Origin of the sequence: Enterococcus sp. S53, assembly GCF_016516865.1 — a bacterium.
Classification (GTDB): domain Bacteria; phylum Bacillota; class Bacilli; order Lactobacillales; family Enterococcaceae; genus Enterococcus_D; species Enterococcus_D innesii.
In genome coordinates, this window is sequence record NZ_JACVUH010000019.1 from 22,283 (window position 1) to 47,133 (window position 24,851).

The window sequence follows — 24,851 nt, forward strand, 5'->3', positions numbered from 1 at the left end:
CTGATATTGATCAAAGATATCCAGAAAAAAGCAGAGACTCCTCATTTCTTAAAGAGGAATCTCTGCTTTTTTTTGTTGTTCTATGTTGTTAGCTCCGTATCATCCCCACAGAAGCCTCTTCTCCTACATCCGATTAATTACTTCTTCTACATTTTTGATCGTTACAGAAATCGTTCCGTCTGGGTTATTGATAAATTCAATCAAATTTGGATCTCGGTAGACATCCAAAGGAACGATCAATTCGATCCCGTTAGATAATTTCAGTTTTTGTTTCCCAAATTTTTTCTCCGAAATCTCACGGACATCCCGCATCATTGGCGCCTGATTGACGAATCCTTTTTCAGCCACTTCTTCTTGAAAAGAAAGCTGAGCGGTAATATTGTCTTTAAAGACTTTTTGCGCTACTTCGCTGACATCGATATGACCAGATTCTTCGATCGTGTCGTAGACCGCTTCTTTTAAATCGGCAACAACGTTATAGGTAGGTGTTTCAAACTTCTGCCCAATTTTTTCCGCCACTTTTTTGATGACTTTGACGTTTTCTTCTAACGAAGGAATCGGTTCGGCATCAATGACTTTCGTTGAAAAGTAAGCATATTTTTCCCCTGAAAAGCTATATTTCTTTTCAATCAGTTCAAAGTCTAAGCTCTCCACATCAATTGTGATCCCTTCATCGGCCTTTTGGGTTTTACCTGCTAGTAAAGCACGATGCAAAATCAAATTGTTTTCGATCCCAGCTTCCCCATTATCAATAAAATGCGTATAGCCGTCTTGATAGTTGACCTTCAAAAATGCCAACTGCATTCTTGTATCAAATTCATACAAGACGACAAAGGCATCCGCACTTGGTGCATCTTCACTTTCCTTGTAGGCTTCATACCACCGTTGGACGATCGCTTCACTGGCTGCGACAAAATCATCAGGTGCTTGTTTGACCAGTTGAGCGATCGTTGATGTTTCGAGTAAACGCCCTGTTTTGGTTTGCGGTGTTGCAAGTTTCTGTATTTTTTTCGTCAAATAATCACGAATGTATTCCGTTGTTAAATCAAGTTCAACTTGTGAAAAAACCGGATCGCCTGTTTGACGGTCAATAATGTGTAAAATCGCATGTTTCAAATAAATATCCATTGGTTACGCTCCTTATCCATTTGTCTAGTGTACAAAAAAAATAGGCGAACTGACAAGAGTCAAACGTCATTTTTCTTGTTGGACACTTCCTTTTTGAAAGATGCATTCATTGGAAAATCCGTCTTCGTCTGCTAAACTAAAGGTATCACAGAAAACGGAGGAATGAACATGAACAGCTATACGTTATCAAACAATGTGACCATCCCTGAGCTAGGCTTTGGCACATGGCAAACACCAGACGGCGACGTTGCCGTAGCATCAGTCAAAAAAGCACTGGAAGTAGGTTACCGCCATATTGATACAGCACAAGGCTATAAAAATGAAGCCAGTGTTGGTCAAGCGATCAAAGAAAGTGGCATTCCCCGCGAAGAGCTTTTCTTGACTACAAAATTGTGGAATGCAAACCATTCCTATGATCTTGTGATGTCTTCTTTTGAAGAGTCCTTAGAAAAACTACAAACAGACTATATCGATCTTTTCTTAATCCATTGGCCAAACCCAGTAGCCTTTCGTGACAACTGGCAAACAGCGAATGCAGAAACATGGCGCGCTTTTGAAGAATTGTATCAAGCAGGCAAAATCAAAGCGATCGGCGTCAGCAACTTCTTACCACATCATTTTGAAGAATTGAAAAAAACAGCGACCATCTTCCCAATGGTCAATCAGATTTTCCTTGCACCTGGCGAGTTACAAGAAGAAGTCGTGACCTATTGCCAAGAACACGATGTATTGCTTGAAGCATATAGCCCATTAGGTACCGGGAAGATATTTGATGTACCAGAAATGAAAGCATTAGCTGAAAAGCATCAAAAATCAATCGCTCAAGTTGCATTACGCTGGTCTTTACAACATGGTTTCTTGCCATTACCAAAATCAGTCACACCAAGTCGGATCGAAGAAAACATCCATGTCTTTGATTTTGAGCTATCTGAAGAAGACATCAAAACGATCGATCAATTAGATGGCGTCGTTGGGAAAGCGACCAATCCAGATACGACAGGGTTTTAATTTTACTCTCTATAAGGAGAAGCCTATGAAGACAACTGATTTGATTCACCTCTCCCCTGCTGTTCAAAAAGCCTTACATGCTGATTTTGTTTTTCTTGTATGGCCAGACAAAGTCCAACATTTTCCGGCACGTCAATGGTCAACCAGCGACCATCAGCAGATGCTAGCTGAGAAACTCACTGGAGAGATACGCTTTTTTCTTTGGGAAAACTACTTAGTCGCCACTGGAGACAAGGAGCTTTTGATCCTGATGCCTAAGTACCATCAAATCAATGATCTAGTAGAAACGCCAGCGCCGCTTCTTTAGCAGCGCTGGCGTTTTTTCAGGAAGTATATAATTTTTTTTGTATTTTTCATGAGAATCACTGTTCTTTTCTGCAAATTTTCCTTATAATCGATAGTGATCGAGAGGAGAAGATTATGAAAAAGAAACAATTAGCAAAATTGAAACAACAATTCCGCCCGTCTTATGAAACAGCTCGACAACAGTTGTTTACAGCGATCGAGCGCAAAACAGCAGATAAGTTCGACCTTCCGACAACTGTTTATATCAATCCTAAAAATCACGAGGAATTATTGATTGAATTGTTGAAGGAAACACCAAAAGAACAAAAAATCGCTGTTCCTTTAGATGAGAACTTCAAAATCGTCGTGAAACGAATCCAACGCTTAGAAGCTGGCTTACTTGATCGTTTCAGCGATAACTTAGTCGATGAAATCGCCGCCTACTGGTTGCCGACCAATACACAAGTAAGTGCGACGCCTGCTTCCGCTCCTGTCACAGAAACAGCAGAAGTGAAGGAAGAATCAACACCAACCGAAACGGCTGCACCAACTAAAGAAGTAGAAAAATCAGAGGAATCAACGGCTGATGATTCTGACGAATCCATGACTTTTTCAGCATTTGCCGAAAAAATCGCAGCATTCCCTAAATTTTCTGCAAAACAATCTTCAGGAGAAACGATCGTAATCGAAGCTTCCCCGAAAGAAGATCGTGTTCTAGCAACAATTTCTGAAACAGAAAGTGATACTTTTACTATCGAAACCGCGCTAGAACGCAAATACAAAGTAAAATTAGAAGTCATTCCATTGATCGAGGCGTATGCCCATACGGCGATTACTGAACGATAAACAAAAGGTTCTCTAGGAATTTCCCTAGAGAACCTTTTTTAATTGCGTATTTCTGTTAAATATTTACGGGCTTGCTCTTGATTCATTTGACTCGCCGCTCGCAGCTTAGCTGCCAGCTGCTCGATCTCGTTTCCTTTTGCCCCAACTGAAATAGCTAATGAACGGGCTTGCATGCTCATATGGCCTTGCTGAATCCCTTCTGAAACCAATGCCCGCAAAGCTGCCAGATTCTGAACCAACCCGACACTTGCCGCCAGCGAAGCTAACTCACTCGCCGTTTCAACACCAGTCAGTGCCAAAGCCGCTTGGGCTTTCGGCAATACTTTCGTCGCCCCCCCGACCGTGGCGATCGCCAACGGGAGTGTAATACTGCCGATCAGTCGGTCTTCAGCGATTTTCCAAGAAGTTAAGCCTTGCACCCGACCGTTACGTGCGGCATACCCATGACAAGCAGCGGAAAGTGCGCGGGTATCATTGCCGGTAGCCAAAATCAGTGCTTCGACACCATTCATGATCCCTTTGTTATGGGTAGTCGCTCGATACGGATCAATCTTAGCGAAATCAGCTGCATGAACGATTTTTGTTGCGACTTGTCTGCCATTTCCGGTCTTGCTCAGTTTATCAAAAGGTACGGAGCAAGTGGCTGTCACTAACGATTCCGTAGCAAGATTACTTAAAATACTAAAGAGAATTTCTTCTTCTGGGAACCACTTCCGAAAGAGGTCGGCTACTCCTTCTAAAATCGAATTAATGATGTTGGCGCCCATGGCATCTTTGACATCAACCAACAAATCGATTGAAACATAGGCTGTTGCTAATTCAGATTCTGTTGGGGAGAAGTTCCGACCAATCACTCGTCGCAGTCCTCCGCCGCGTTTTACGATCGAGGGATATGCCTCGTTCGCCACTGCAAAAATCGTTGCTTGCTCTGTATTGACTTTTGCCAAAATGGCATCTGGGTCTTGAACACCCATAAAGACGATCTGTCCTCGAAGCAAACGTTCTTGGCTAGTTGTTGTAATGGGACCAGCCATTTTGGCACCGTTGCTCATCGCTGCAACCACAGAGGGTTCTTCTGTGGCTAACGGGACATTGTATAACTTGCCATTTACCTGCAGATTCAACCCCACGCCTAAGGGGATTTCCACTTCACTGATCTGGTTTTCGATCAAGTGATTGGCGGTTTCCTTGTCTAATGCCATTTCTTGAAAAACCAAGGATTCGGTTGCCGTGATCGCCCCTTGTGCTTCGAGAAAGGCTAGCCGTTCGTTAGGCGTAAGGGCGTAGAACTTTTTTTTTTCTGTTTTTTCTGATGCTGACTCCTTATGAAAATCAGTTTGACTTGATGCGACCAAAGGGTTTTCTAACAGCATCGCTAGCCCTAACCCACCACCGACACATAAAGAGGCGATCCCATAGCGCTCTTGGGTGTCTTTTAGCTGATAAGCGACCGTCGTTGCGATCCGAGCGCCAGTCGCGCCAATCGCATGGCCAAGAGAAATGCCCCCGCCGTAACGGTTGACTTTCTTGGGATCCAAACCAAGTTCACGTTCTACTACAATTGAGGAAGCTGCAAAGGCTTCATTGATTTCAAAAATACCGATCTCTTCAATCGACAGTGCTTGCTTTTTCAGCAAAGTATCGATTGCTTTGATTGGTGAGATTCCCATGATCTCTGGAGCAAAGCCAACTTCAACAATCTCTTTAATCACTGCCAGATAAGGAATCTGATGCTCCTCACAGTAGCTTTTTGAGGCGATCAAGACCATGGCAGCCCCATCATTGATGGTTGAGGCATTCCCAGCAGTCACCGTACCGTCCTTTTTGAAAACCGTTTTAAGTTCAGCTAATTTTTCGACCGTCGTAGCGGCGCGAATGCCTTCATCCTGTAAAACGGTCCCTGACTTTTCAGTCAAAGGTACGATCTCTTGCTCAAATTTCTTTTCTGCTTGTGCCTTGGCAGCTTTCATTTGGGAGTGGTAGGCAAATTCATCTTGTTCTTGTCGAGTGATGCCGTATCTTTCTGCAACAGTTTCAGCCGTTAAGCCCATCGGTTTGCTGCTAAAAGCATCCGTTAAGCCATCATGCATCATTGTTGATATTGGGGCTGAATACTGATCTTCTGCCTTGTTATAATAACTGAAAAGCGGCGCATTCGTCATACTTTCAATCCCACCAGTCAAAACGACGGATGCCTTGTTTAACTGAATTTGCTCCATGCCCATTAGAATCGCTTTCATTCCCGAACCGCAAACTTCGTTGATCGTTGAGGCTGGGATATCTGAAGAAAGTCCACTTTGCAGGGAAACTTGACGGCTTGGATTTTGACCACTGCCTGCTTGTAGGACATTTCCGATAATCACTTGTGCGATATGTTCTTTTGCTTGTTGGTTTCTTGCCAACAAGGCTTTTGCAGCAACTGTTCCTAATTCTACTGCTGAATATTCTTTTAATGACCCATGGTATTTGCCAATTGGCGTTCTTATTGCGTCGATAATGACAACTTCTTCCACGTACGTCACCTCCTCTTGAAATATATCATTAAATCCTCCAAAAAAGAATACCCCACATCAGCTTGCTGCGCCCTTTTCTACTTTCTTTAATAAAGTTTAAATTCTAATCAATTCTTTTTCATTTTTTTCAAAAAATATGATACCTTAGAACGTGTAGCCTACTAAGTACGTAGAACATAAAGGAGCGACGGAATGAACGTTGGTATTGATAAAATAAATTTTTATGTCCCCCCCTATTTTATAGATATGGTTGATCTAGCTCACGCCCGAGAGGTCGACCCAAATAAATTTACGATCGGGATCGGTCAAGATCAAATGGCGGTCAATAAAAAAACACAAGATATCGTCACCTTTGCCATGCATGCGGCAAAAGATATCCTCACAAAAGAAGATTTACAAGCAATTGATATGGTGATCGTCGGCACAGAATCCGGCATCGATGAATCAAAAGCTTCGGCAGTGGTTTTGCATCGCCTATTAGGTATCCAACCATTTGCCCGCTCCTTTGAAATCAAAGAAGCGTGTTATGGCGCAACAGCAGGCTTGCAGTTTGCTAAAGCCCACGTACAAGCCAATCCAAAAAGCAAAGTGTTGGTGGTGGCTTCAGACATCGCCCGTTATGGCTTAGCCTCCGGTGGAGAGCCAACTCAAGGCGTAGGTGCAGTTGCCATGTTGATCTCTGCAGATCCAGCGATTTTGCAGCTTGATAACGATAACTTGATGTTAACACAAGACATTTATGATTTTTGGCGTCCGGTTGGCCATCAATATCCAATGGTAGATGGCCACTTGTCAAATGCCGTTTATATCGATTCCTTCAAACAAGTTTGGCAAGCCCATTGCGAAAAAAATCAACGCACAGCAAAAGATTACGCTGCATTGAGCTTCCATATTCCTTATACAAAAATGGGTAAAAAAGCCTTGTTGGCTGTTTTTGCTGAAGAAGAAGAAACGCAACAAGAACGCCTGATGGCTCGCTATGAAGAATCGATCGTTTACAGCCGTCGTACCGGCAACTTGTATACGGGTTCATTGTACCTAGGCTTGATCTCTTTATTGGAAAATTCCTCCAGCTTGCAAGCCAATGATCGGATAGGACTGTTTAGTTACGGCTCAGGAGCGGTTGCTGAATTTTTCAGCGGCATATTGGTACCTGGCTATGAAAAACAGTTAGCACAAGCTGCTCACCAAACGTTACTTGATGCCCGGCAAAAACTAACGATCGCTGAATACGAAGCAATGTTCAATGAGACCATCGATATTGATCAAGATCAATCCTTTGAGGATGATCTGCTTTACAGTATTCGTGAAATCAAAAATACCATTCGTTATTATAAAGAAGAAAACGAGTGATCCTAAGAAAAACTTTGTTTATTTTCAAGCAAAAAAAGCTTGATAGAACAAAGTTTTTTCTTTTGTTCAATAAAATTGAAACAAATCTGCATTTTCAGTCTTTTTTCAGATTGTTATTCAAATATTTTCAGATAATTCAGGAAAAACATTTGACAGTCTGTTTTTTTTTGTCTATACTAAAATCAATTCAAGTTTGGAGGAACATTTATGTTAAAAACGACCGTATCCCCACAACTGAATATCTTTTACTTTAGCTACTTTAGATAGTTTGTATTCATATCACATTATGGATGCAAACCCCAAAACAAGTTTTGTTTGTATCTATGATGGCTAAAGCATTTTAACTTGAACTTGCAGCCATGTAGAAAATCTTCTAAATGGTTGCCAATATACGTTCACGCTTAGTATAGGATCGAATCCATTTAGACGATTGTCTGAATGGATTTTTTTGTTCAGGTAAACCCCAATAAAAAAAAGAAACGTTTATAGGAGGAGTTACAATGAAAATGAAAAAATGGATCACAACTGGGTTACTTACGGCTTCCTTGCTGGCATTAGCAGCTTGTGGCGAATCAAACAATGCTTCGGAGGAAAACGATGGAACAAAAACAGTCGGTGTTTTACAACTTGTGGAACACGGCTCCTTGAATGCCGCCTATGAAGGGTTCAAAGAAGGCTTAGCAGAAGCGGGCTACACAGAAGGTGAAAACCTGACGATCGAATACCAAAATGCCCAAAATAGCCAAGATAATTTAAAAAGTATGAGTGAACGCTTAGTGAATGCCGATCCTGATCTTCTATTAGGCATCGCTACCCCTGCTGCTGTTTCATTGGCAAATGAAACTACGGATATCCCAATCGTGGTTACTGCAGTTACTGACTTAGTTGGAGCAAAATTAGCAGATTCAAATGAAGAACCCGGTCGCAACATCACAGGTACTTCAGACATGGTGCCTATCGAGCAGCAGATCAATTTGCTGTTAAGTATCGTCCCTGACGCCAAAACGATTGGCATCATGTATAACGCAGGAGAAGCTAATTCAAAAATCCAAGCAGACTTGGCAGAAGAAGCCTTAAGAGCTGCTGGGGTTGATGTTAAAGTATTGACAGCCAATACGACCAATGACGTGCAGCAAGTGACCACTAGCCTGGCAAAAGACGTCGATGGCATTTATGTCCCAACAGACAATACTTTTGCCTCTGCTTCAGCAATCGTTGGTGAAGTGGCCAAAGAGACCAAAACACCGATCGTCGCAGGTTCCGTGGAACAAGTAGACGATGGCGCCCTAGCAACTTATGGTATTGACTATAAATCACTTGGTATTCAAACAGGGAAACTAGCAGCGAAAATTTTGGATGGTGATGCACAACCAGCAACCACGCCTGTTGAAACAGCAGAAAATTTAGAGTTAGTCGTCAATGAAGAAATGGCTGCTGCTTTAGGAATTGATCCTGCCAGCATCACTGCTCCAGAATAACCATACTAATTTAGATTTGAGGAAAACATATGAATTTAGTCGACACGTTCTTGCTATTACTACAATCTGCCACCTCTCAAGGGATCCTTTGGGCATTGCTGGCGATCGGGGTATTTTTGACCTTCCGTATTCTGGATATTGCTGATTTAACTGCAGAAGGAAGTTTTCCCTTGGGTGCAGGGATCGCAGCAATCAGTATCACGAATGGCGTCTCCCCCATATTAGCCAGCTTGATGGGCTTTGGGGGCGGCATGTTAGCTGGCTTGGTATCTGGTCTACTGCATACAAAACTAAAGATCCCAGCCTTGTTGGCCGGGATCATCACGATGACTGGGCTTTATTCCATCACGAATCGTGTAATGGGTGCTCCCAACATTGCCCTATTAGGACAAGACACGGTCTTCACCCAATTTCAAGCCATGGGTCTAACCAAAAACAATGCCGTGATTCTTGCGGGCTTTCTCTTCGCAGCTGTCGTCATTTTGTGCTTGTTCCTTTTTTTCCGTACAGAGATTGGCTTAGCATTGCGAGCGACGGGCGACAATTTAGCTATGAGTGAAGCCAACGGTATCAACACCGATAACATGAAGATCATCGGTTACATGATCTCTAACGGCTGTATTGCCCTCTCAGGTGCTCTTTTAGCCCAAAACAACGGTTTTGCTGACCTAAACTCCGGAATCGGTACGATCGTCATCGGCTTGGCATCGATCATTATTGCAGAAGTTTTATTTGCCAATAAATCTTTGCTGTTACGGTTGATCACCATCGTGATCGGAGCGATCGTTTATCGCTTTATCCTGGCCGTCGTTTTCGAGTTCAATGTCGAAGCCAATGATATCAAACTGGCATCCGCAATCGTCTTAGTCATCTGCCTCTCGTTACCGCAGCTTCGTTCAAAACTAGGACTTAAAAAGATGCTGCCAAAAACCAAAGGAGGCCAATCCTAATGACTTCAGTCTTAACAATCGAAAATCTACACCAAACCTTTGAAAAAGGAACGATCAATGAGAACCATGTCTTGCGAGGCATTGACCTGACGATGAATGCCGGTGATTTTATTACGATCATCGGTGGCAATGGTGCCGGAAAATCGACCCTTTTAAACAGTATTGCAGGAACGATCCCAACAGAACAAGGAAAAATCACCTTAGATGGAAAAGACATCACCCGTTTATCCGTTACGAAACGTTCAAAGGATATTAGCCGAGTCTTTCAAGATCCACGTATGGGGACAGCCGTTCGTTTGACTGTTGAAGAAAACTTAGCACTGGCTTACAAACGTGGCCAAGTCCGAGGGTTTGCAACAGGCGTCAAAGCGAAAAACCGCGCGTTTTTCCAAGAGAAATTAGCCAGCCTAAACTTAGGCTTAGAAAATCGACTTTCTGCCGAGATCGGTTTGTTATCAGGCGGACAGCGTCAAGCGATTACCCTCTTGATGGCGACATTGCAACAACCTAAATTGATTTTATTAGATGAACATACCGCTGCCCTAGATCCAAAAACCTCGTTGACTGTCATGGCATTGACCGATCAATTGATTCGTTCACAACAGTTGACGGCCTTCATGGTTACTCATGATATGGAAGATGCCATTCGCTATGGCAATCGCCTGATCATGCTTCATCAAGGCAAGATCGTCGTGGACATTGCCGGTGAGCAAAAGCAACATTTAACCGTCCCTGAATTGATGGAAATGTTCCATCAAAATAGCGGTGCTGAATTAAAAGATGACCAACTGCTACTACGCTCTTAACAAGCAAAAAGACACGTAGAAAGGAATCCCCTTCTACGTGTCTTTTTTTGATTTTTCCAAGTGATTTGCAAAAGCCTCACTTTGCTTCATTTTCCGCAATGATATCTGTGACCTTCATCAAGCGGGTCAATGTTGCTCGTTCGTCTTCTGCCAGATTGCTTTCGATGTATTGAATGGTTTCCGTCAGTTTGGGAATCGTCATATACTCTAACGCATTGACTCTTCGTCTCGTCCGCTCAATCTCATTGGCCATCAGTTGACAGGTTTTCTCGATCTCTGCCAATTGCAGCATTACTGGCAGCATTTGGTCGAGATGAGACAATGAGAGATCCAGCTCACTGGTGGTACTTACAAAACCATAGGAAAAGTCATCATCAGAGCTTTCTTCTTCGTAAACAGGATTTAACACTGGCACATCCATATTCATGATGGTCCGACTTTGTACATCTAGTGTCACTTTATTTAAAGGGATCATAAATGCTTCTTGCAAAACGACATCGGGAATACTACTAGAAGCCAGCACATACTCTTCCATCCCTGCTTGCAGCGCAGTTTCCATTTTTTTACGAAGTTCCTGGTTTTTCTTTACTAGCTGAATGAATTGGCGCACCAGCTCATCTTGCTTGTCTTTCAATAATTTGTGACCACGGGTTGCCGTCGTCAGCCGTTTTTTCAAACGACTTAGTTCCATCCGAGTTGGATTGACATTTAAGATCGCCATTAAGAACTCACATCCTCGTCCGTTGGGTAATAGGCGTCGATAAATTCTTCTTTGATACGGCTCAACTCTTGTTTTGGCAAGGTAGCTAATAGCTTCCAGCCTAAATCTAACGTTTCTTCAATCGTCCGGTTGGTCTCAAATCCCTGGTTGACATACTCTTTTTCGAAAAGATCAGCAAAACGCGCGTACTTTTTATCAAGATCAGACAAGGCAGACTCTCCTAAAACGATCGATAACTCTTTGGCAGCTTTCCCATCGGAATAGGCGGCATAAATTTGATTCATCGTTGCCGCATGATCGGCACGGGTCTTACCTTCTCCCGTTCCTTTGTCCTTCAACCGGGAAAGACTTGGCAAAATATCCACTGGCGGGTTGATATTGCGTTTGTAAAGGTCCCGCGACAAAATGATTTGTCCTTCCGTGATATAGCCGGTCAAATCAGGAATTGGGTGGGTTTTATCGCCATCAGGCATCGTTAAGATTGGAATCTGTGTGACCGAGCCTTCTTTGCCCATCAAACGTCCTGCACGTTCATACAACGTCGCTAAATTGGTGTAAAGATAGCCTGGGTAGCCACGACGTCCCGGAACTTCTCGGCGAGCAGCGGAGATTTCTCGCAATGCTTCGCAATAGTTCGTCATATCGGTCATGATCACTAAAACGTGCATGCCTTTTTCAAAAGCCAAATACTCTGCTGCGGTCAATGCCATCTTAGGGGTAGCGATCCGTTCGATTGCCGGGTCATTGGCAAGGTTCATAAACAAAACAGAACGGTCTAACGCACCGGTTTTACGAAATTCATCTACGAAAAATTCTGCTTCTTCAAATGGAATTCCGATAGCTGCAAAGACGATCGCGAAATTACCTTCTTGGCTGGGTACGGTTGCTTGTCGCGCAATTTGAGCAGCGATCTCTTTATGAGGCAAACCGGAGGCGGAAAAGATTGGTAGTTTTTGTCCACGAACTAGGGTATTTAAATGATCGATGGTTGAGATTCCCGTTTGGATAAATTCATCCGGGAAGTCCCGTGCCATTGGATTGATGGCTTCACCATTTACATCGATGCGTTTTTCTGGCAAGATTCTCGGGCCATTATCTTTGGGTTTTCCTAAACCATCAAACACTCGACCCATCATATCTAGAGAAACCCCCAAAGTCAAACCAGTTCCTAGAAATCTTGCTTTACTTTCTTCGGCACTCAAGTTGCTAGTACCTTCAAAGACTTGGACAACGGCATTGTCATCACTGACTTCCAGTACTTGTCCTTGACGGATCTCACCTGTGTCCATGCGGACTTCGACGAGTTCATCAAATTTAACGCCTCTGACGTTCTCAACCACCATTAAGGGGCCGGCGATTTCGGAAACTGTACGATATTCTTTTAACATCAATGAACACCTCCAGTTTCAATGATTCGTTGTAACATTTCTTTGATGTCATGCTTGATCGTATCCAAGTGGGTCAATTCTTCTTCAGGAATGTATTTGCTGCGGGCGATGCGCTCACGCAGATCAACCGTTCCTTTGGTGATCTCATCTAAGTAAGCACCTAGCTGCAGTGCACGTTGCGCTTGTTCATTAAAGTAAAGAATATTCTCTAACATTTTGAACTGCTTATTACGAGATGTATACGTGTCAACGTCATCAAAGGCGTTTTGCTGCAAGTAATCTTGTCTCAAAGAACGGGCTGTCATCATCGTCAAACGGTCTCTTTGAGAAAGAGAATCCATCCCTACCAATTGAACGATCTCTTCTAAACGGCTTTCTTCTTGGAGAATCGCCATTGATTCATTGACTAGCTCCGACCAGCGATCGCCTAATAATTGATCTAAATAAGAATTGATTTGATCTTCATAAAGGGAATAGGAATTCATCCAGTTGATGGAGGGAAAATGCCGTTTTTGCGCCAGCATGCTATCCAATGCCCAGAAAACTTTCACGATTCGTAAGGTATTTTGGGTGACTGGTTCTGAGATGTCTCCACCAGCAGGTGAAACCGCGCCAATTGCGGTAATGCTTCCTTCCCGAGGCTGCGTGCCTAATGAATGGAAACGCCCTGCTCGCTCATAGTATTCCGCAATTCGACTTCCAAGATAAGCCGGATAACCTTCATCTCCGGGAATCTCTTGCAATCGTCCACTCATTTCCCGCAGCGCTTCTGCCCAACGTGATGTTGAGTCTGCCATGATGGCCACACTATAGCCCATGTCACGGTAATATTCTGCAATCGTGATTCCTGTATAGATTGAGGCTTCCCGAGCAGCAACTGGCATATTCGACGTATTGGCGATCAAGACCGTTCGTTCCATGATCGACTTGCCGGTATTTGGGTCGATCAGTTCAGGAAATTCATTCATAACATCCCGCATTTCATTGCCTCGCTCGCCACAGCCGACATAGACAACGATATCCACATCTGACCATTTAGCAATTTGGTGCTGAACGACCGTTTTTCCGGCACCAAATGGTCCGGGAACGGCAGCTGAGCCGCCTTTTGCTACTGGAAAATAGGTGTCGATGACGCGCTGTCCAGTGACCAACGGTTCGCCTGGATTTAACTTAGCAGTAACGGGACGTGGTTGACGAACTGGCCATTTCTGAACCATCGTCAAGGATTTTTCCCCCTCAATGGTTTCTATAACACAGATCACTTCAGTAATCGCAAAATTCCCTACCATGATTTCTTTGACGGTTCCTTCATAGTTTGGTGGAACCATGATTTTATGCTCGATCACCGACGTTTCTTGTACTGAACCTAAAATGTCGCCGCCTTGTACGGTATCACCGACTTGTACTTGAGGGACAAAGGTCCATTTCTTTTGGCGATTCAGTGGATCGATGGTGACCCCTCGTTCCAAAAAATCACTTTCTGTTTGCGACATAAACGTATCTAATGGTCGTTGGATCCCATCAAACATCTGAGTCAACAAACCTGGTGCTAGTTCGACAGACAATGGTGCGCCTGTCGTTTCCACGGGTTCGCCTGGTCCGATTCCCGCTGTTTCTTCGTATACTTGGATCGAAACCAGCCCTTTTTTGATCTCAATGATCTCACCGATAAGGCCCTTGTCACTGACTTTGCAGATTTCATGGATTTTTGCGCCACTCAATCCTGAGGCGGTGACCAGTGGTCCCGATACTTTTTCAATTGTGCCAAATGCCACATTTATTCCTCCTAGCTGGCTGACTTGTCTGTTATGAATCTAAAATATTCATTCCTACCGCTTTTTCCACATTTTGCTGAATGCGTGCCATACCGATTCCTAGACTACCTGTACTACTTGGAATCGGAATGATTGCTGGTGTCGGTACTTCTTCATAGCGGCGAACGATCGGTTCTAATTGTTCGATCAGTCGCTCAGTCAAAAAGATCACCCCATAGGCTTCAGCCATTTCTTCTAGTTGTTGGGCGGCTTCATCCAAATCGCTGACTGGAAAGATGTCGATCCCCAGCCCTTTGAAAGGCAAGATCGAGTTCTTACCACCCATCATTGCTATTTTTTTATGCATAACTATCACGCACCCGACTTCTTAAAATCTCTTCCGGCACCTTATTGATTTTCCCAATCAGGAGAATTCGCAAGTTCTTGCTTTCAATTTCCTTGGCGTACAAGTACCCTGCCAATGCTGAAGGGCCAAAAGGAACAATTTTATGTTCTTTGAGCTTCGCCATCAGAAAATTGTCTTTGCGTATATCAAAGGTATTCAAGGTCTTCTTCTCTACCAACTCTTCATAGCTGTGATTGATCAGTTCTTTATAAGGAGTTCCTTGCAAATATGCCACAAATGCCTCAAGAGAAGTCGTGATCTCAGCTAACAGTTCTTTTGCAGGTAGGTTCCCATGATCGGCTAAAACTGCGCTGATAAAGCCGCGCTTGCGTTTCATCGCGTAACTGCGCAACGTTGTTGAAATGTTGAAGATATCGATCTGTCGACGAATCAAGCTTTGCAGCAAATCGTCGTCGTATTCTTTGCCGATCGTCCACAATTGCTCCCAATAATGGTTATCAAAGATGATATCGATCGATTGGACCTCATGGTAGTTCTCAATATAAGAGAAGACTTCTTCCACACAATCAACCATCTCTTTGGCAACAAGATTGCTTTTTCTGGTCTTGACCAGATCCTTAAGGACGGAAAGCGGCTGGGTGCCGATTGGGACAAGGTATTCAGAAAAATCTTCCTGCATATACGCCGCTTTTACCAAGACTTTCAGATTTTGATAGTCATATTTCAAAGCAAAGAAATCAACGATCGCTTTTTCCGGTGTCAGCTGATACATCGTGTCGTATACCCGTTTCAACTCCGCCATCAACACATCTTCAAAGTCGTGTACACGATCATCCTCGTTGATGAAGTCACCATAAACCGTTTCTTGCAACATACTGTAGATTTCCTCTGCGCTAGCAGCCGAGAGCATCCGCTCATAGCGGCTGCGATCGAATAATTGCGATTCATACGTCCGAATTCTCGTATTTAAGGTATTGTATTTGATGTCATTCATCTGTTTGCACCTGCTTACTGTTCAAAAATCAATTGCAGTAACGTATTGCTTAACTCTTCTTTGTTGGCTTCTAGCAGCGCATCAAAAGTAAAATTCAACTCAATCGCTTCTTGTCGCAACAAAAAGCCGCCCTTACGAGGGATCGTTTTATTTACCAGTTTCAGCTGAACATCTGGAACCGATGCTTGCAACTTAGTGAAGAGTTCCTCATCTACTAAATGGCGGGTCTTCTCACCTAAAAGCAACTCAACCTCACCAGTTAACCGTGCATTCGCCAAGCCTTTAGCGATAAACGCATAAAATGCTGCTTGATCCATTGTATTTAAACGAGTCAGAGCCTCAGAAAACAGCTCATCTAAGACAGACTGCTTTGCTGCCAAGACCTTGTTTCTTGATTGGATATGCACATCTGAGATTTCCAAATACATCGCCGCACGTTTTTCTTTTTCGTAGAAAGCTAGTCGTTCGTTCAGCTCTTTTTCTAATTGCGTTCGCTTTAAGTTTTCTTGATTTTCACTTTCTTTTTTTGCTTCTTTGATTTGCAACTGGTATTTCTTTTCCGCATCAGCGGTTATTTTGTCAGTTAAACGTGTAATATCAGACATTCACTTTCCCTCCTCTTAATTCAAGACAAGCAAGAAGGAAATTACGAACCCTAAAATACAATACGTTTCCATCATCGCTACTAAGATAATTCCTTTGGTCACATGTTCTGGTTTTTTGGCTAAAATCTGCATCGCAGCACTTGCGGCACGTCCTTGCCATTTTCCGGCTACGATTGCTGTTAATGCGATTGGCAATGAAGCAATAAACAAGTACAATCCGCGATCGAATGAGAGCGAACCGCTGATCTGACCAAAGATCATAAAGGAAATTACGAACCCGTATAATCCCTGAGTACTAGACAGCAATTCCAAGATCAACGCTTGCCCGAATTTCTCTGGCTGCTCAGAGATCAAGCCTGACGCTGCTTCACTGGTCATCCCAACACCGATCGTTGATCCGATACCGCCGCAAATCGTTGCGGTCGCCACACCTAAAGCTGCAAAAACAATTCCACCATTTTCGTAAAAGAAACTAATCCAATTTTCCATTATTGTCCTCCTGTAACTTCTCTTCTGAGATGATCTCTACATAGTTTTCATTTGATTTGAAGGGGGCAAAAGCACGTCCGCCCCCCGTAAAGAATTTTCCAAAATACTCTAAATACTGCAAACGGATACCATGAACATACGCACTAAGGTAACTTAAGAAAATATTTAGGCCATGCAATGCCACAAATAATAAGATACCAACGGTAAACCGGGCTGCCGGCGGTAGGTAGCTGATGATCAAATTGAAGGCTGAGGCGATACTTCCGCCGGCAACCCCTAACGCCATCAGACGGGTGTAACTGATCAAGTCACCAACATAATTGGTCACATCCATCAATCCGTACAATCCAGAACCGATTTTTCCAGCTAAGGTCTTTCCTTCTAAACTGCCTCCGATCGCCACTGCTAAAAGACTGGCAGCGATCATCACGATCCCAATCGTTAGCAACGGTGTATCAGGGAAAAGCAGCATTCCTGCGGCAACAAAAACCACACTGATCAAAAAGACGATCCACGAACCGGCTTGGAACATCGCAGCCAGTTTCTGGTCTTTTTTCTTCCATAAAATATAAAATTTTAGCGCCAATCCAAACATGATCTGAATGTACCCAAAGATCACGGATAAGACTAAGATCTGATTGACATCATCCTGGGCAGACAACAGTTGGAATGAGAATTCAAATCCGAAGAAGTTGCCATAGATCAAGCCCCAGATAATCGTAGGGATCGAGCACAACTGAAAGAGGGTCAAATTTTGTTCCAGCCCTTTGCTGAGGTGAAACAGCTTTTTCCCCAGGAATGTCGCCAGAAACAAGAGCAACCCATAGCCAAAATCGGCAACCATCATCCCGAATGCCACCATATAAAAAGGCGCCATAAATGGTGTCGGATCTAACTCATCATATTGCGGCAAGCTGTACATCCGAACAAGTCCTTCAAAAGGTTTGATCCAACGTGCGTTTTCTAATAAAATCGGCACATCAGCGATCTCTTTTTCCGTCACTTCTTGGTATTCGAGGTAATAGTTATCCGTGGTTCCTTTTTTGATACGTTTTTCTAATTCGGCCGCCCCATCAACAGGAACCCAGCCAGAAATCGAGACCGCATGAGTTGAACGTAAAAGCATTTTATTGCTTTTTAAACGGGTGATCGCTCCATCTAAATATTCGGCAACGATCCGCAACGTTTCTTGCTCGTTTGTCATTGCGCGAAGAGCGGCTTTGATCTCTTTTTCTTCATCAATTAGACGTTGGGATTTTTCTTTCATCGTTTGCAGATCTTCTTCTGGAATGCCCTCATAAGGGTAGATGTATTGCTCAAAGGCTGCTTTCTTTAGAAGAGTAGTTACTTTTTCTTTTACATCTTTATGGAAAAGCACCAACAAGTAAGTTGTCGTTTGTGATTGATAAATGGTTTCGACATAGACAAGCGGCAGCTTTTCACTGTTGGTCGTAAAGTCAGCCATTTCAGAAGTAGGAATCGATCCTAACATGCCACCTGATTTTTTTAATTCTTTTAAAACAGCCGGCCGTTCTTTGAAGTACTTCCAGATCGACAGCTCTGCTTCTTGTGCTAATACATCGCGTTTTTCTTGATCAATCAAGCGAAGACGTTTGTCTTGTTTACGAAGGGTTTGGCATAATTCTTGCCAAGGATAGGTGTGGGCTGTTTCAGCCAATTCTTGAAGGGTATATTTTTTGATTGGTTGCCGCAGTTGTGCCAGCATTCCTTTTTTGGGTACATATTCTTCTAAAAAATTTAAGCTCCAGTTGACTTGACCAAACTGGTTCTCCATTTCTTCTTCAGACTGTTCCTCGCGAACCGGTGCTAAAACACCCGTCGTTTCTTCAGAATCATAATATTTTTCCGAAGAAAGCAGTTCTACGCCTTGAAAGTCTTGCAGCTGCTCTAAAACAGCTTCTTTCTGATCGTAAAAGGTCAACAGACTGAACTTTTGCATTTTTGCAATTGCCATTTATGTCACAACCTTATTTATTATTATTGCTAATGCTTCTTCTTTTAACTCATTAGGAATCGTTCTTAGTGTTTCTACTTCTGCTTTCGTTTTAGCCATGAGCGGTTCTTTTGATTGTACCAACTCAGCTGCGATTTTTTGATTGATTGCTTCTTTTTGTTGGGCCTCTTTTTCTGCCAACTCTTTTTTAAACGCCTTCAACCGTTCTTCGCGTGCTTGTGCCAAATGTTTTTTTTCTGCTTCTGCTTCTTTATTTTTATTTTCCGCAAATTGCTCTGCTTCTTGTAATAATCGAATGGCATCTACTGTCATTTTCTCACCTGCTTTCACTTTTTTTCCGCAAAAAAAACCACTACAAATCAAGCATATGGCATTCGCTGATCGTAGGGTGTCAAAAATCAATAAGTGGCAAATACCTTCACCTATTTCCGTTTTCTAATATAACCGTAACATAAATCTAGCGATAGAACAAGGTTCCTAGCGTTTTTTTATAGTCTTTACATACAAAAGTCACAAAAATTACACATTTTCACAAAAAGAAATCCTTTTCAATTTAAAGTGGGTTAAATGAGGACAAAAAAGGAAGATTAGAAATAGAATTCCGTTTCAAATCTTCCTTTTATTTTTTTCTCTTCCATTTCTTAACTTCCATAATTTCAAAGCAAGTTGCCGTATTTTTAAATAACAAAGAACTGTCCTACTCACGAATAAACGGCATACTCATACAGCGGGGACCCCCACGTCCGCGAACCAATTCGCTGCCTGAGATCTCATTCAACTTAACGCCAGCCTCTTTTAACAGCCGGTTGGTAATAGTGTTGCGGTCATAGACCACGACCTCCCCTGGGGCGATCGCCAGTGTATTGGAGCCATCATTCCATTGCTCTCTAGCTGCTGCTGCCAAATCGTCGCCACCACAGCGGATCAGGAGCACTTCAGGCAGATCTAAATAACGACAAAGAATATTTTCCAATGTATCTTTTTCCTCAAATACCCGAACACTGTCCTTGTGTTTAGTGATGGAATACAGCGAAAGTTCTCCCTCGATTTCTGGATGAATCGTGAACTTATCATGATCCACCATCGTAAAGACCGTATCTAAATGCATAAATTTTCGTTCCTCGCCGATATTAAAGGCCAAGATATGTTCAAAACTCGGTTCTGTGGCAAAAATCGTTTCGGCAATTTTTTCGATTGAGGCAACTTCGGTTCGTTGAGAAATCCCGATCGCCACGATTTTATCAGATAAAATCAGCTGATCGCCGCCTTCCATCCGCGTCGTTTCGTCCCGATGATACAAAAAGTTCGTCTCATTGCGGGCAAACATCGGGTGGTGCGTGAAAATTTGTTTTCCGTAGAGGGTTTCCCGTCTTCTCGTTGCAGAATACATTCGATTCAAGGAAACACTATGACCAATCGTTGCAAAAGGATCTCGTGTGAAGTACAAGTTAGGCATTGGATCAATCAAGAAAGGATATTCTGTTTCAACGATTGCCGTTAAGTTACTGGCTTTTGAAATTTCTACCTCACTTTTTTTCAAGCCCGCCATCGTATGATCGATAAAGGCGCGATTATCTTCGATCGAAAGGTAAAAATTGCGTACTTCGTTGCGAATCTCTTCATCAAGGATCGTAGTTTCATTTAAATAGTCTTCTAAAAAGGCCTCTTTGGCACCAGTTTTTGTCAATGTTTCAGCAGCTAGATCCTCCAAATAAAGAACTTCCACTCCTCTGTTTCTTAACGTCTCGGCAAAAAAATCATGCTCTTTTTGCGCTTGGTCTAGAAAAGGAATATCATCGAACAACAAGCGATCAAGATAATCCGGCATCAAGTTTTCCAATTCTGCGCCTGGACGATGCAGCAGCACCCGTTTTAAAGGGGCAATCTCAGAAAAGATTTGTATTGGCTGGTTCATGGACGTGTCTCTCCTTTTTTGCATTTTTTGTAGAATAACTTATGTCATTCCTTTTTCATGACTTCTCATCACATAATTATTCATTTCTTTGTCTCATAGTGTTCTTCTGCTAATGTTTAAAAGTTTTTTGGATCTGTTGGTTATAAACATGCATTTTTTTATAAAGAAACGATCAATAAAAAAACAACTAATTAGAGAGATAAAGTTTAGATGTTTTAATTTACCGCCTTTTTCAATTGTATATTTTTGTTAAAAAAACAGCAAGACAAAAGAACTGTTGGCCGATAGACGCTGCTCTGAAAATGGATTGAACTATCTTTGTTTTTTTGGATCATTTCATGATTTTCAAATGGTACCGCTATCAAACAGATGAATATTTGCTATGATTCAAGTATCTTGATGCTAAAGAAGCGTCTATAAAGGAGCGATTTGATGAAAATGCAACGTCATCTTTACTATGGTGCCGACTACAATCCTGAACAATGGTCTAAAGAAGTCATTCTTGAAGATATGCGCTTAATGAAAGAAGCAGGTGTGAACTATGTAAGTATCAATATTTTTGGCTGGGTCAATCTGCAGCCAGATGAATCCACCTATGATTTTGACTTTCTGGACTGGTTGATGGATCTTTTATATGAAAACAATATCATGATCGACCTAGCCAATGGAACGGCTTCGCCTCCCGCTTGGCTTGTTCAAAAACATCCTGAGATGCTGCCTATGACCATTCATGGCAATCGACTGGTTCATGGGGCGCGCCAGCACTACTGTCCGACTTCCCCTATCTATCGTCAATATGCCGCCGATTTGTCTGAAGCAGTCGCAAACCGTTATGCTAATCATCCAGGGCTGGTCATGTGGCATATCAATAATGAATATACCTGTCACATCCACGAGTGTTATTGCGATCATTGTCGGAAAAGATTTCAGACATGGTTAACAGAAAAATATCAGACGATCGCTGGATTGAATGATGCTTGGTCAACGAAGTTTTGGAGTCAATCCTATGGCAGCTGGGAGGAAATTTTTTTACCTGAGGCAATGCCAACCTTCAAAAATCCTGCGCAGCAATTAGACTATCGTCGGTTTCTTTCCGACATGAATCTGGAACTTTATCAACTCGAAAAGGCGGCGATTGCAAAATATTCGCAAGGCATCCCTTATATGACCAATCTTATGGGCTTACACAAATACGTGGATGGATTTAAATGGGCCCCTGAAATGGATGTGGTCAGCTGGAATTCGTATCCGAATCCCTTTGAAAAAATTCCTTACCCGCAATTTCTTGCTAACGATTTAACCCGCAGCTTGAAGAAAAAGCCTTTCTTGATCATGGAGCAAGCCACCAGCGCCGTTAATTGGCGGCAAATTAATGGGGCAAAAACACCCAACCAGTTGCGTCTTTGGAGTTATGAAGCGCTCGCTCATGGCGCTGATGGTATCATGTTCTTCCAATGGCGACAGTCTCGTGGCGGTGCGGAAAAATTTCATAGTGCGATGGTGCCTCACGGAGATCCTCAGTCAAGCCGTATCTTTCGTGAATGTGCACAATTAGGCAACGAATTTTCGCAACTGTCGGAAATCGTTGGGACGCGCTTCTTGGCTGATGTCGCGGTTGTCTTCGACTGGGAAAATTGGTGGGCGCTGGAATTGGATGCCAAACCAAGCACCTTAAAGTACATTCATCAGTTACGCAGCCTGTATGCCGCGCTAAGGGCGTTAAATCTGAGCGTAGACTTTGTCCATCCTTCCGAATCCCTAGACGGCTATCCTTTAGTGATCGCTCCGAATCTCTATTCAGCACCCGAAGCCTTCGGCAAGAAGATCCATGATTACGTGCGACAAGGTGGCATCTTCTTGACGAATTTCTTTAGTGGGATCGTCAATGAATATGACCAAGTCTATCTTGGTGGCTATCCAGGCTTGTTTAGAGACACCTTAGGGATCATTGTAGAAGAGTTTTACCCAATGAAAGCCGCTACCCATCACCAAATTGACTTTCAAGGCCGTCGGTACGACAATTCTCTATGGGAGGAAGTCATTCATCTAAATGGTGCTGAAGCTTTAGCAACCTTCCAATCCGGTTATTTGTCCGATAAGCCAGCCATTACTATGAATCAGATCGACGATGGGTATGCGTATTACATGGGAACAGAATTGTCTCTTGAAGGCGTGACCACATTTTTAGCGACCATTTTAGAAAAACACAAAATAACGACTCATGCCCAGCACTTCTTGGCTGCTCCTACTGGAGTCTCTATTACCTGCCGCAAAGGTGATGGCTATACACTCGTCTTTCTCTTAAACCACACCGAGCAGACAACAGAAGTGAAGCTGAAAGCCGCTGGAGTAGACCTTCTTACTAAAGAAACCAAACAATTGGCAGTTCTGAAACCAAAAGAAGTCGCCGTTCTTAAGTATATTGATTGATCTAAGGAAAGAACCTCCATGAAGCGATCGCTTCATGGAGGTTCTTTTTATAGTCGTTACTAGATTCAAGAAGATTCATTAGACAAACGATAGGCATTTTCTATACAAGAGGCTATCTTTTGTCTTAGCTTTCCATCTCTTTTTTCTGAATAGTGATACTCTGGATTACTCCAATGGGATTTGTCATACAGCCAAACAGGCATTTTTTTCGCTTCGTCGGTTTCCCATTCATAACGAGGAAAAAGATGTGCATGAAGAAAGTTATCGGTATTTCCTAATAGTTCATAATTGATTCTCAATGGAGAACAAGCCTGTATCATAGCATCTCCTAAAAGAGTCATATCAGTTAAGAAAACCTGTCGCTCATTTAAATCTAGATCATTTAAAGAAGCCACCTCTCTTTTAGGTAATAATACACAATATCCAGGAAGAAATTGGACATCGCCATAAACAGCAAAACTGCCAGGCAATTCTTTGATCACCATTGGATTTGTCCCATCTATCGCCGATTTGATTCTATTCTCATACCATTTCAATTTGATCACCCTCTTTCCTGTTCCTTGCAGCTATTCATGTAAAAACTATAAAAGATTAAGGGAAGGCTTTCAATAGTAACAAAACAAAAAAAATCTTTGCTATATAAGTTGTCCTCCAAAATCGTATTTGTAGACTTTTATAAACAAAAAAATGTATCAATCTTATAAAAGACTGATACATCAATGATACCGGCGGCCGGGGTCGAACCGGCACGCCCTCAACGGGCACTGGATTTTGAGTCCAGCGCGTCTGCCAATTCCGCCACGCCGGCATGTTGAAAGGTTAGTATTTAGTACTAAGGCGGTAACCGGATTTGAACCGGTGATGAAGGTTTTGCAGACCTCTGCCTTACCACTTGGCTATACCGCCATTATACTATTGTTGCAATCTACAATCAAGTGAAGATTGTACTGGGGTAGCTGGATTCGAACCAACGCATGACGGAGTCAAAGTCCGTTGCCTTACCGCTTGGCTATACCCCAAAAATGAAAGGGCGAGTGATGGGAATCGAACCCACGAATGCCGGAGCCACAATCCGGTGCGTTAACCACTTCGCCACACCCGCCGTGATAAGAAACTGTTAAATATATAATGGCAGGGGCAGCAGGAATTGAACCCACACTAACGGTTTTGGAGACCGCTGTTCTACCTTTAAACTATGCCCCTATGAATGGAGGAGAGTGGATTCGAACCACTGAACCCTAAGGAACGGATTTACAGTCCGTCGCGTTTAGCCACTTCGCTACTCCTCCATGGTGGCGCGGGACAGAATCGAACTGCCGACACATGGAGCTTCAATCCATTGCTCTACCAACTGAGCTACCGAGCCATATAAGAAAATATAAGTTTTACAAAATTAATGAAACGGTCTGGACGGGACTCGAACCCGCGACCTCCTGCGTGACAGGCAGGCATTCTAACCAACTGAACTACCAAACCGTAATGGGGGTTAACGGGATCGAACCGCTGACCCTCTGCTTGTAAGGCAGATGCTCTCCCAGCTGAGCTAAACCCCCGAAGGTTGTTCATTAAATTGTAATGATCCGTACGGGATTCGAACCCGTGTTACCGCCGTGAAAGGGCGGTGTCTTAACCACTTGACCAACGGACCTAAGTTTAAAACGGAGAGTAAGGGATTCGAACCCTTGAGACAGCGATAGCCATCTACATGATTTCCAATCATGCTCCTTCGGCCACTCGGACAACTCTCCAGCCTAAAAGAAGCTCATTACTCTTGCTTGTTTTCTCTTATTAGAGAACTCCGGCAGTAGGACTCGAACCTACGACATCATGATTAACAGTCATGCGC

The 24,851-nt window shown here is 43.0% G+C and carries 21 protein-coding genes and 11 tRNA genes; 8 read left to right on the forward strand and 24 right to left on the reverse strand.

What is annotated here, in order from left to right; all coding sequences use genetic code 11:
- Nucleotides 1–123 precede the first annotated feature (123 nt).
- Nucleotides 124–1,128, reverse strand: a complete 1,005-nt coding sequence (locus tag IAE45_RS16480) for a nucleoid-associated protein (RefSeq protein ID WP_077452659.1) — start codon at nt 1,126–1,128, stop codon at nt 124–126.
- A 162-nt stretch (nt 1,129–1,290) separates the two neighbouring features.
- Between IAE45_RS16480 and IAE45_RS16485 the strand changes: the two genes are divergently transcribed.
- The 3 genes from IAE45_RS16485 (at nt 1,291) to IAE45_RS16495 (ending at nt 3,267) form a co-directional block, all read left to right on the forward strand.
- A complete protein-coding gene (locus IAE45_RS16485; protein WP_442784175.1) occupies nt 1,291–2,136 on the forward strand; it encodes an aldo/keto reductase in 846 nt (281 codons plus the stop codon).
- Between the two features lie 25 nt (nt 2,137–2,161).
- Nucleotides 2,162–2,443 carry a hypothetical protein gene (locus IAE45_RS16490; RefSeq protein ID WP_200127320.1) on the forward strand — a complete coding sequence of 94 codons (282 nt, stop codon included), beginning with the start codon at nt 2,162–2,164 and terminating at the stop codon, nt 2,441–2,443.
- A gap of 113 nt (nt 2,444–2,556) precedes the next feature.
- Complete coding sequence (locus IAE45_RS16495) at nt 2,557–3,267, forward strand: hypothetical protein (protein ID WP_200127322.1); 711 nt, start codon at nt 2,557–2,559, stop codon at nt 3,265–3,267.
- Nucleotides 3,268–3,305: 38 nt separating this feature from the next.
- Here IAE45_RS16495 and IAE45_RS16500 read toward each other — a convergent pair whose 3' ends face one another.
- Nucleotides 3,306–5,780: a hydroxymethylglutaryl-CoA reductase, degradative gene (locus IAE45_RS16500; RefSeq protein WP_200127324.1), complete on the reverse strand. Its 2,475-nt coding sequence runs from the start codon at nt 5,778–5,780 to the stop codon at nt 3,306–3,308.
- A gap of 192 nt (nt 5,781–5,972) precedes the next feature.
- Between IAE45_RS16500 and IAE45_RS16505 the strand changes: the two genes are divergently transcribed.
- The 4 genes from IAE45_RS16505 (at nt 5,973) to IAE45_RS16520 (ending at nt 10,367) form a co-directional block, all read left to right on the forward strand.
- Complete coding sequence (locus tag IAE45_RS16505; protein WP_077452663.1) at nt 5,973–7,133, forward strand: hydroxymethylglutaryl-CoA synthase; 1,161 nt, start codon at nt 5,973–5,975, stop codon at nt 7,131–7,133.
- A 500-nt stretch (nt 7,134–7,633) separates the two neighbouring features.
- Nucleotides 7,634–8,611 (forward strand): ABC transporter substrate-binding protein, encoded by a 978-nt coding sequence (locus IAE45_RS16510; protein WP_081118802.1) that lies wholly within the window; start codon nt 7,634–7,636, stop codon nt 8,609–8,611.
- A gap of 29 nt (nt 8,612–8,640) precedes the next feature.
- On the forward strand, nt 8,641–9,561 hold the full coding sequence (locus tag IAE45_RS16515) for an ABC transporter permease (RefSeq protein WP_077452666.1): 921 nt from the start codon (nt 8,641–8,643) through the stop codon (nt 9,559–9,561).
- Nucleotides 9,561–10,367, forward strand: a complete 807-nt coding sequence (locus IAE45_RS16520) for an ABC transporter ATP-binding protein (protein WP_005237149.1) — start codon at nt 9,561–9,563, stop codon at nt 10,365–10,367. Before IAE45_RS16515 ends, IAE45_RS16520 begins: the two co-directional genes overlap by 1 nt.
- A 76-nt stretch (nt 10,368–10,443) precedes the next feature.
- Here the strand turns inward: IAE45_RS16520 and IAE45_RS16525 are convergent, their stop codons facing one another.
- The 10 genes from IAE45_RS16525 to arcA form a co-directional block, all read right to left on the reverse strand.
- Nucleotides 10,444–11,088, reverse strand: a complete 645-nt coding sequence (locus tag IAE45_RS16525; protein ID WP_005229243.1) for a V-type ATP synthase subunit D — start codon at nt 11,086–11,088, stop codon at nt 10,444–10,446.
- A complete protein-coding gene (locus tag IAE45_RS16530; protein ID WP_005237151.1) occupies nt 11,088–12,476 on the reverse strand; it encodes a V-type ATP synthase subunit B in 1,389 nt (462 codons plus the stop codon). Before IAE45_RS16530 ends, IAE45_RS16525 begins: the two co-directional genes overlap by 1 nt.
- A complete protein-coding gene (locus IAE45_RS16535) occupies nt 12,476–14,251 on the reverse strand; it encodes a V-type ATP synthase subunit A (RefSeq protein ID WP_200127326.1) in 1,776 nt (591 codons plus the stop codon). Before IAE45_RS16535 ends, IAE45_RS16530 begins: the two co-directional genes overlap by 1 nt.
- Nucleotides 14,252–14,282: 31 nt before the next feature.
- Complete coding sequence (locus IAE45_RS16540; protein WP_005229240.1) at nt 14,283–14,597, reverse strand: V-type ATP synthase subunit F; 315 nt, start codon at nt 14,595–14,597, stop codon at nt 14,283–14,285.
- Nucleotides 14,590–15,591: a V-type ATP synthase subunit C gene (locus IAE45_RS16545; RefSeq protein ID WP_086292902.1), complete on the reverse strand. Its 1,002-nt coding sequence runs from the start codon at nt 15,589–15,591 to the stop codon at nt 14,590–14,592. Before IAE45_RS16545 ends, IAE45_RS16540 begins: the two co-directional genes overlap by 8 nt.
- 14 nt (nt 15,592–15,605) lie before the next feature.
- Nucleotides 15,606–16,196 (reverse strand): V-type ATP synthase subunit E, encoded by a 591-nt coding sequence (locus IAE45_RS16550; protein ID WP_077452669.1) that lies wholly within the window; start codon nt 16,194–16,196, stop codon nt 15,606–15,608.
- A gap of 15 nt (nt 16,197–16,211) precedes the next feature.
- The gene (locus tag IAE45_RS16555) at nt 16,212–16,685 is read right to left on the reverse strand and encodes a V-type ATP synthase subunit K (protein ID WP_005237160.1); all 474 of its coding nucleotides are present in this window, start codon (nt 16,683–16,685) and stop codon (nt 16,212–16,214) included.
- Entirely contained in the window at nt 16,669–18,660 is a 1,992-nt protein-coding gene (locus tag IAE45_RS16560; protein WP_200127329.1) for a V-type ATP synthase subunit I, read from the reverse strand. The genes IAE45_RS16555 and IAE45_RS16560 overlap by 17 nt, the downstream gene beginning before the upstream one ends.
- Nucleotides 18,661–18,972: a hypothetical protein gene (locus IAE45_RS16565; protein ID WP_077452671.1), complete on the reverse strand. Its 312-nt coding sequence runs from the start codon at nt 18,970–18,972 to the stop codon at nt 18,661–18,663. It lies immediately after the preceding gene.
- A 385-nt stretch (nt 18,973–19,357) separates the two neighbouring features.
- Nucleotides 19,358–20,575 (reverse strand): arginine deiminase, encoded by a 1,218-nt coding sequence (gene arcA / locus IAE45_RS16570; RefSeq protein WP_200127331.1) that lies wholly within the window; start codon nt 20,573–20,575, stop codon nt 19,358–19,360.
- 432 nt (nt 20,576–21,007) lie between these two features.
- On the opposite strand from arcA, the gene IAE45_RS16575 reads away from it, so the two are divergent.
- The gene (locus tag IAE45_RS16575) at nt 21,008–23,005 is read left to right on the forward strand and encodes a beta-galactosidase (RefSeq protein ID WP_200127333.1); all 1,998 of its coding nucleotides are present in this window, start codon (nt 21,008–21,010) and stop codon (nt 23,003–23,005) included.
- 65 nt (nt 23,006–23,070) lie between these two features.
- Here the strand turns inward: IAE45_RS16575 and IAE45_RS16580 are convergent, their stop codons facing one another.
- The 12 genes from IAE45_RS16580 to IAE45_RS16635 form a co-directional block, all read right to left on the reverse strand.
- The gene (locus tag IAE45_RS16580; protein ID WP_200127335.1) at nt 23,071–23,541 is read right to left on the reverse strand and encodes an HIT family protein; all 471 of its coding nucleotides are present in this window, start codon (nt 23,539–23,541) and stop codon (nt 23,071–23,073) included.
- Between the two features lie 187 nt (nt 23,542–23,728).
- Nucleotides 23,729–23,813, reverse strand: a tRNA-Leu gene (locus IAE45_RS16585).
- Between the two features lie 27 nt (nt 23,814–23,840).
- A tRNA-Cys gene (locus tag IAE45_RS16590) sits at nt 23,841–23,911 on the reverse strand.
- Between the two features lie 41 nt (nt 23,912–23,952).
- Nucleotides 23,953–24,024, reverse strand: a tRNA-Gln gene (locus tag IAE45_RS16595).
- A 10-nt stretch (nt 24,025–24,034) separates the two neighbouring features.
- A tRNA-His gene (locus tag IAE45_RS16600) sits at nt 24,035–24,107 on the reverse strand.
- Between the two features lie 27 nt (nt 24,108–24,134).
- A tRNA-Trp gene (locus IAE45_RS16605) sits at nt 24,135–24,208 on the reverse strand.
- 5 nt (nt 24,209–24,213) lie between these two features.
- Nucleotides 24,214–24,294: transfer RNA gene (locus IAE45_RS16610), tRNA-Tyr, on the reverse strand.
- A gap of 1 nt (nt 24,295) precedes the next feature.
- A tRNA-Phe gene (locus IAE45_RS16615) sits at nt 24,296–24,371 on the reverse strand.
- 36 nt (nt 24,372–24,407) lie between these two features.
- Nucleotides 24,408–24,481, reverse strand: a tRNA-Asp gene (locus IAE45_RS16620).
- A 4-nt stretch (nt 24,482–24,485) separates the two neighbouring features.
- Nucleotides 24,486–24,558: transfer RNA gene (locus IAE45_RS16625), tRNA-Val, on the reverse strand.
- A gap of 23 nt (nt 24,559–24,581) precedes the next feature.
- Nucleotides 24,582–24,653, reverse strand: a tRNA-Glu gene (locus tag IAE45_RS16630).
- Nucleotides 24,654–24,664: 11 nt separating this feature from the next.
- Nucleotides 24,665–24,753, reverse strand: a tRNA-Ser gene (locus IAE45_RS16635).
- Between the last annotated feature and the right edge of the window lie 98 nt (nt 24,754–24,851).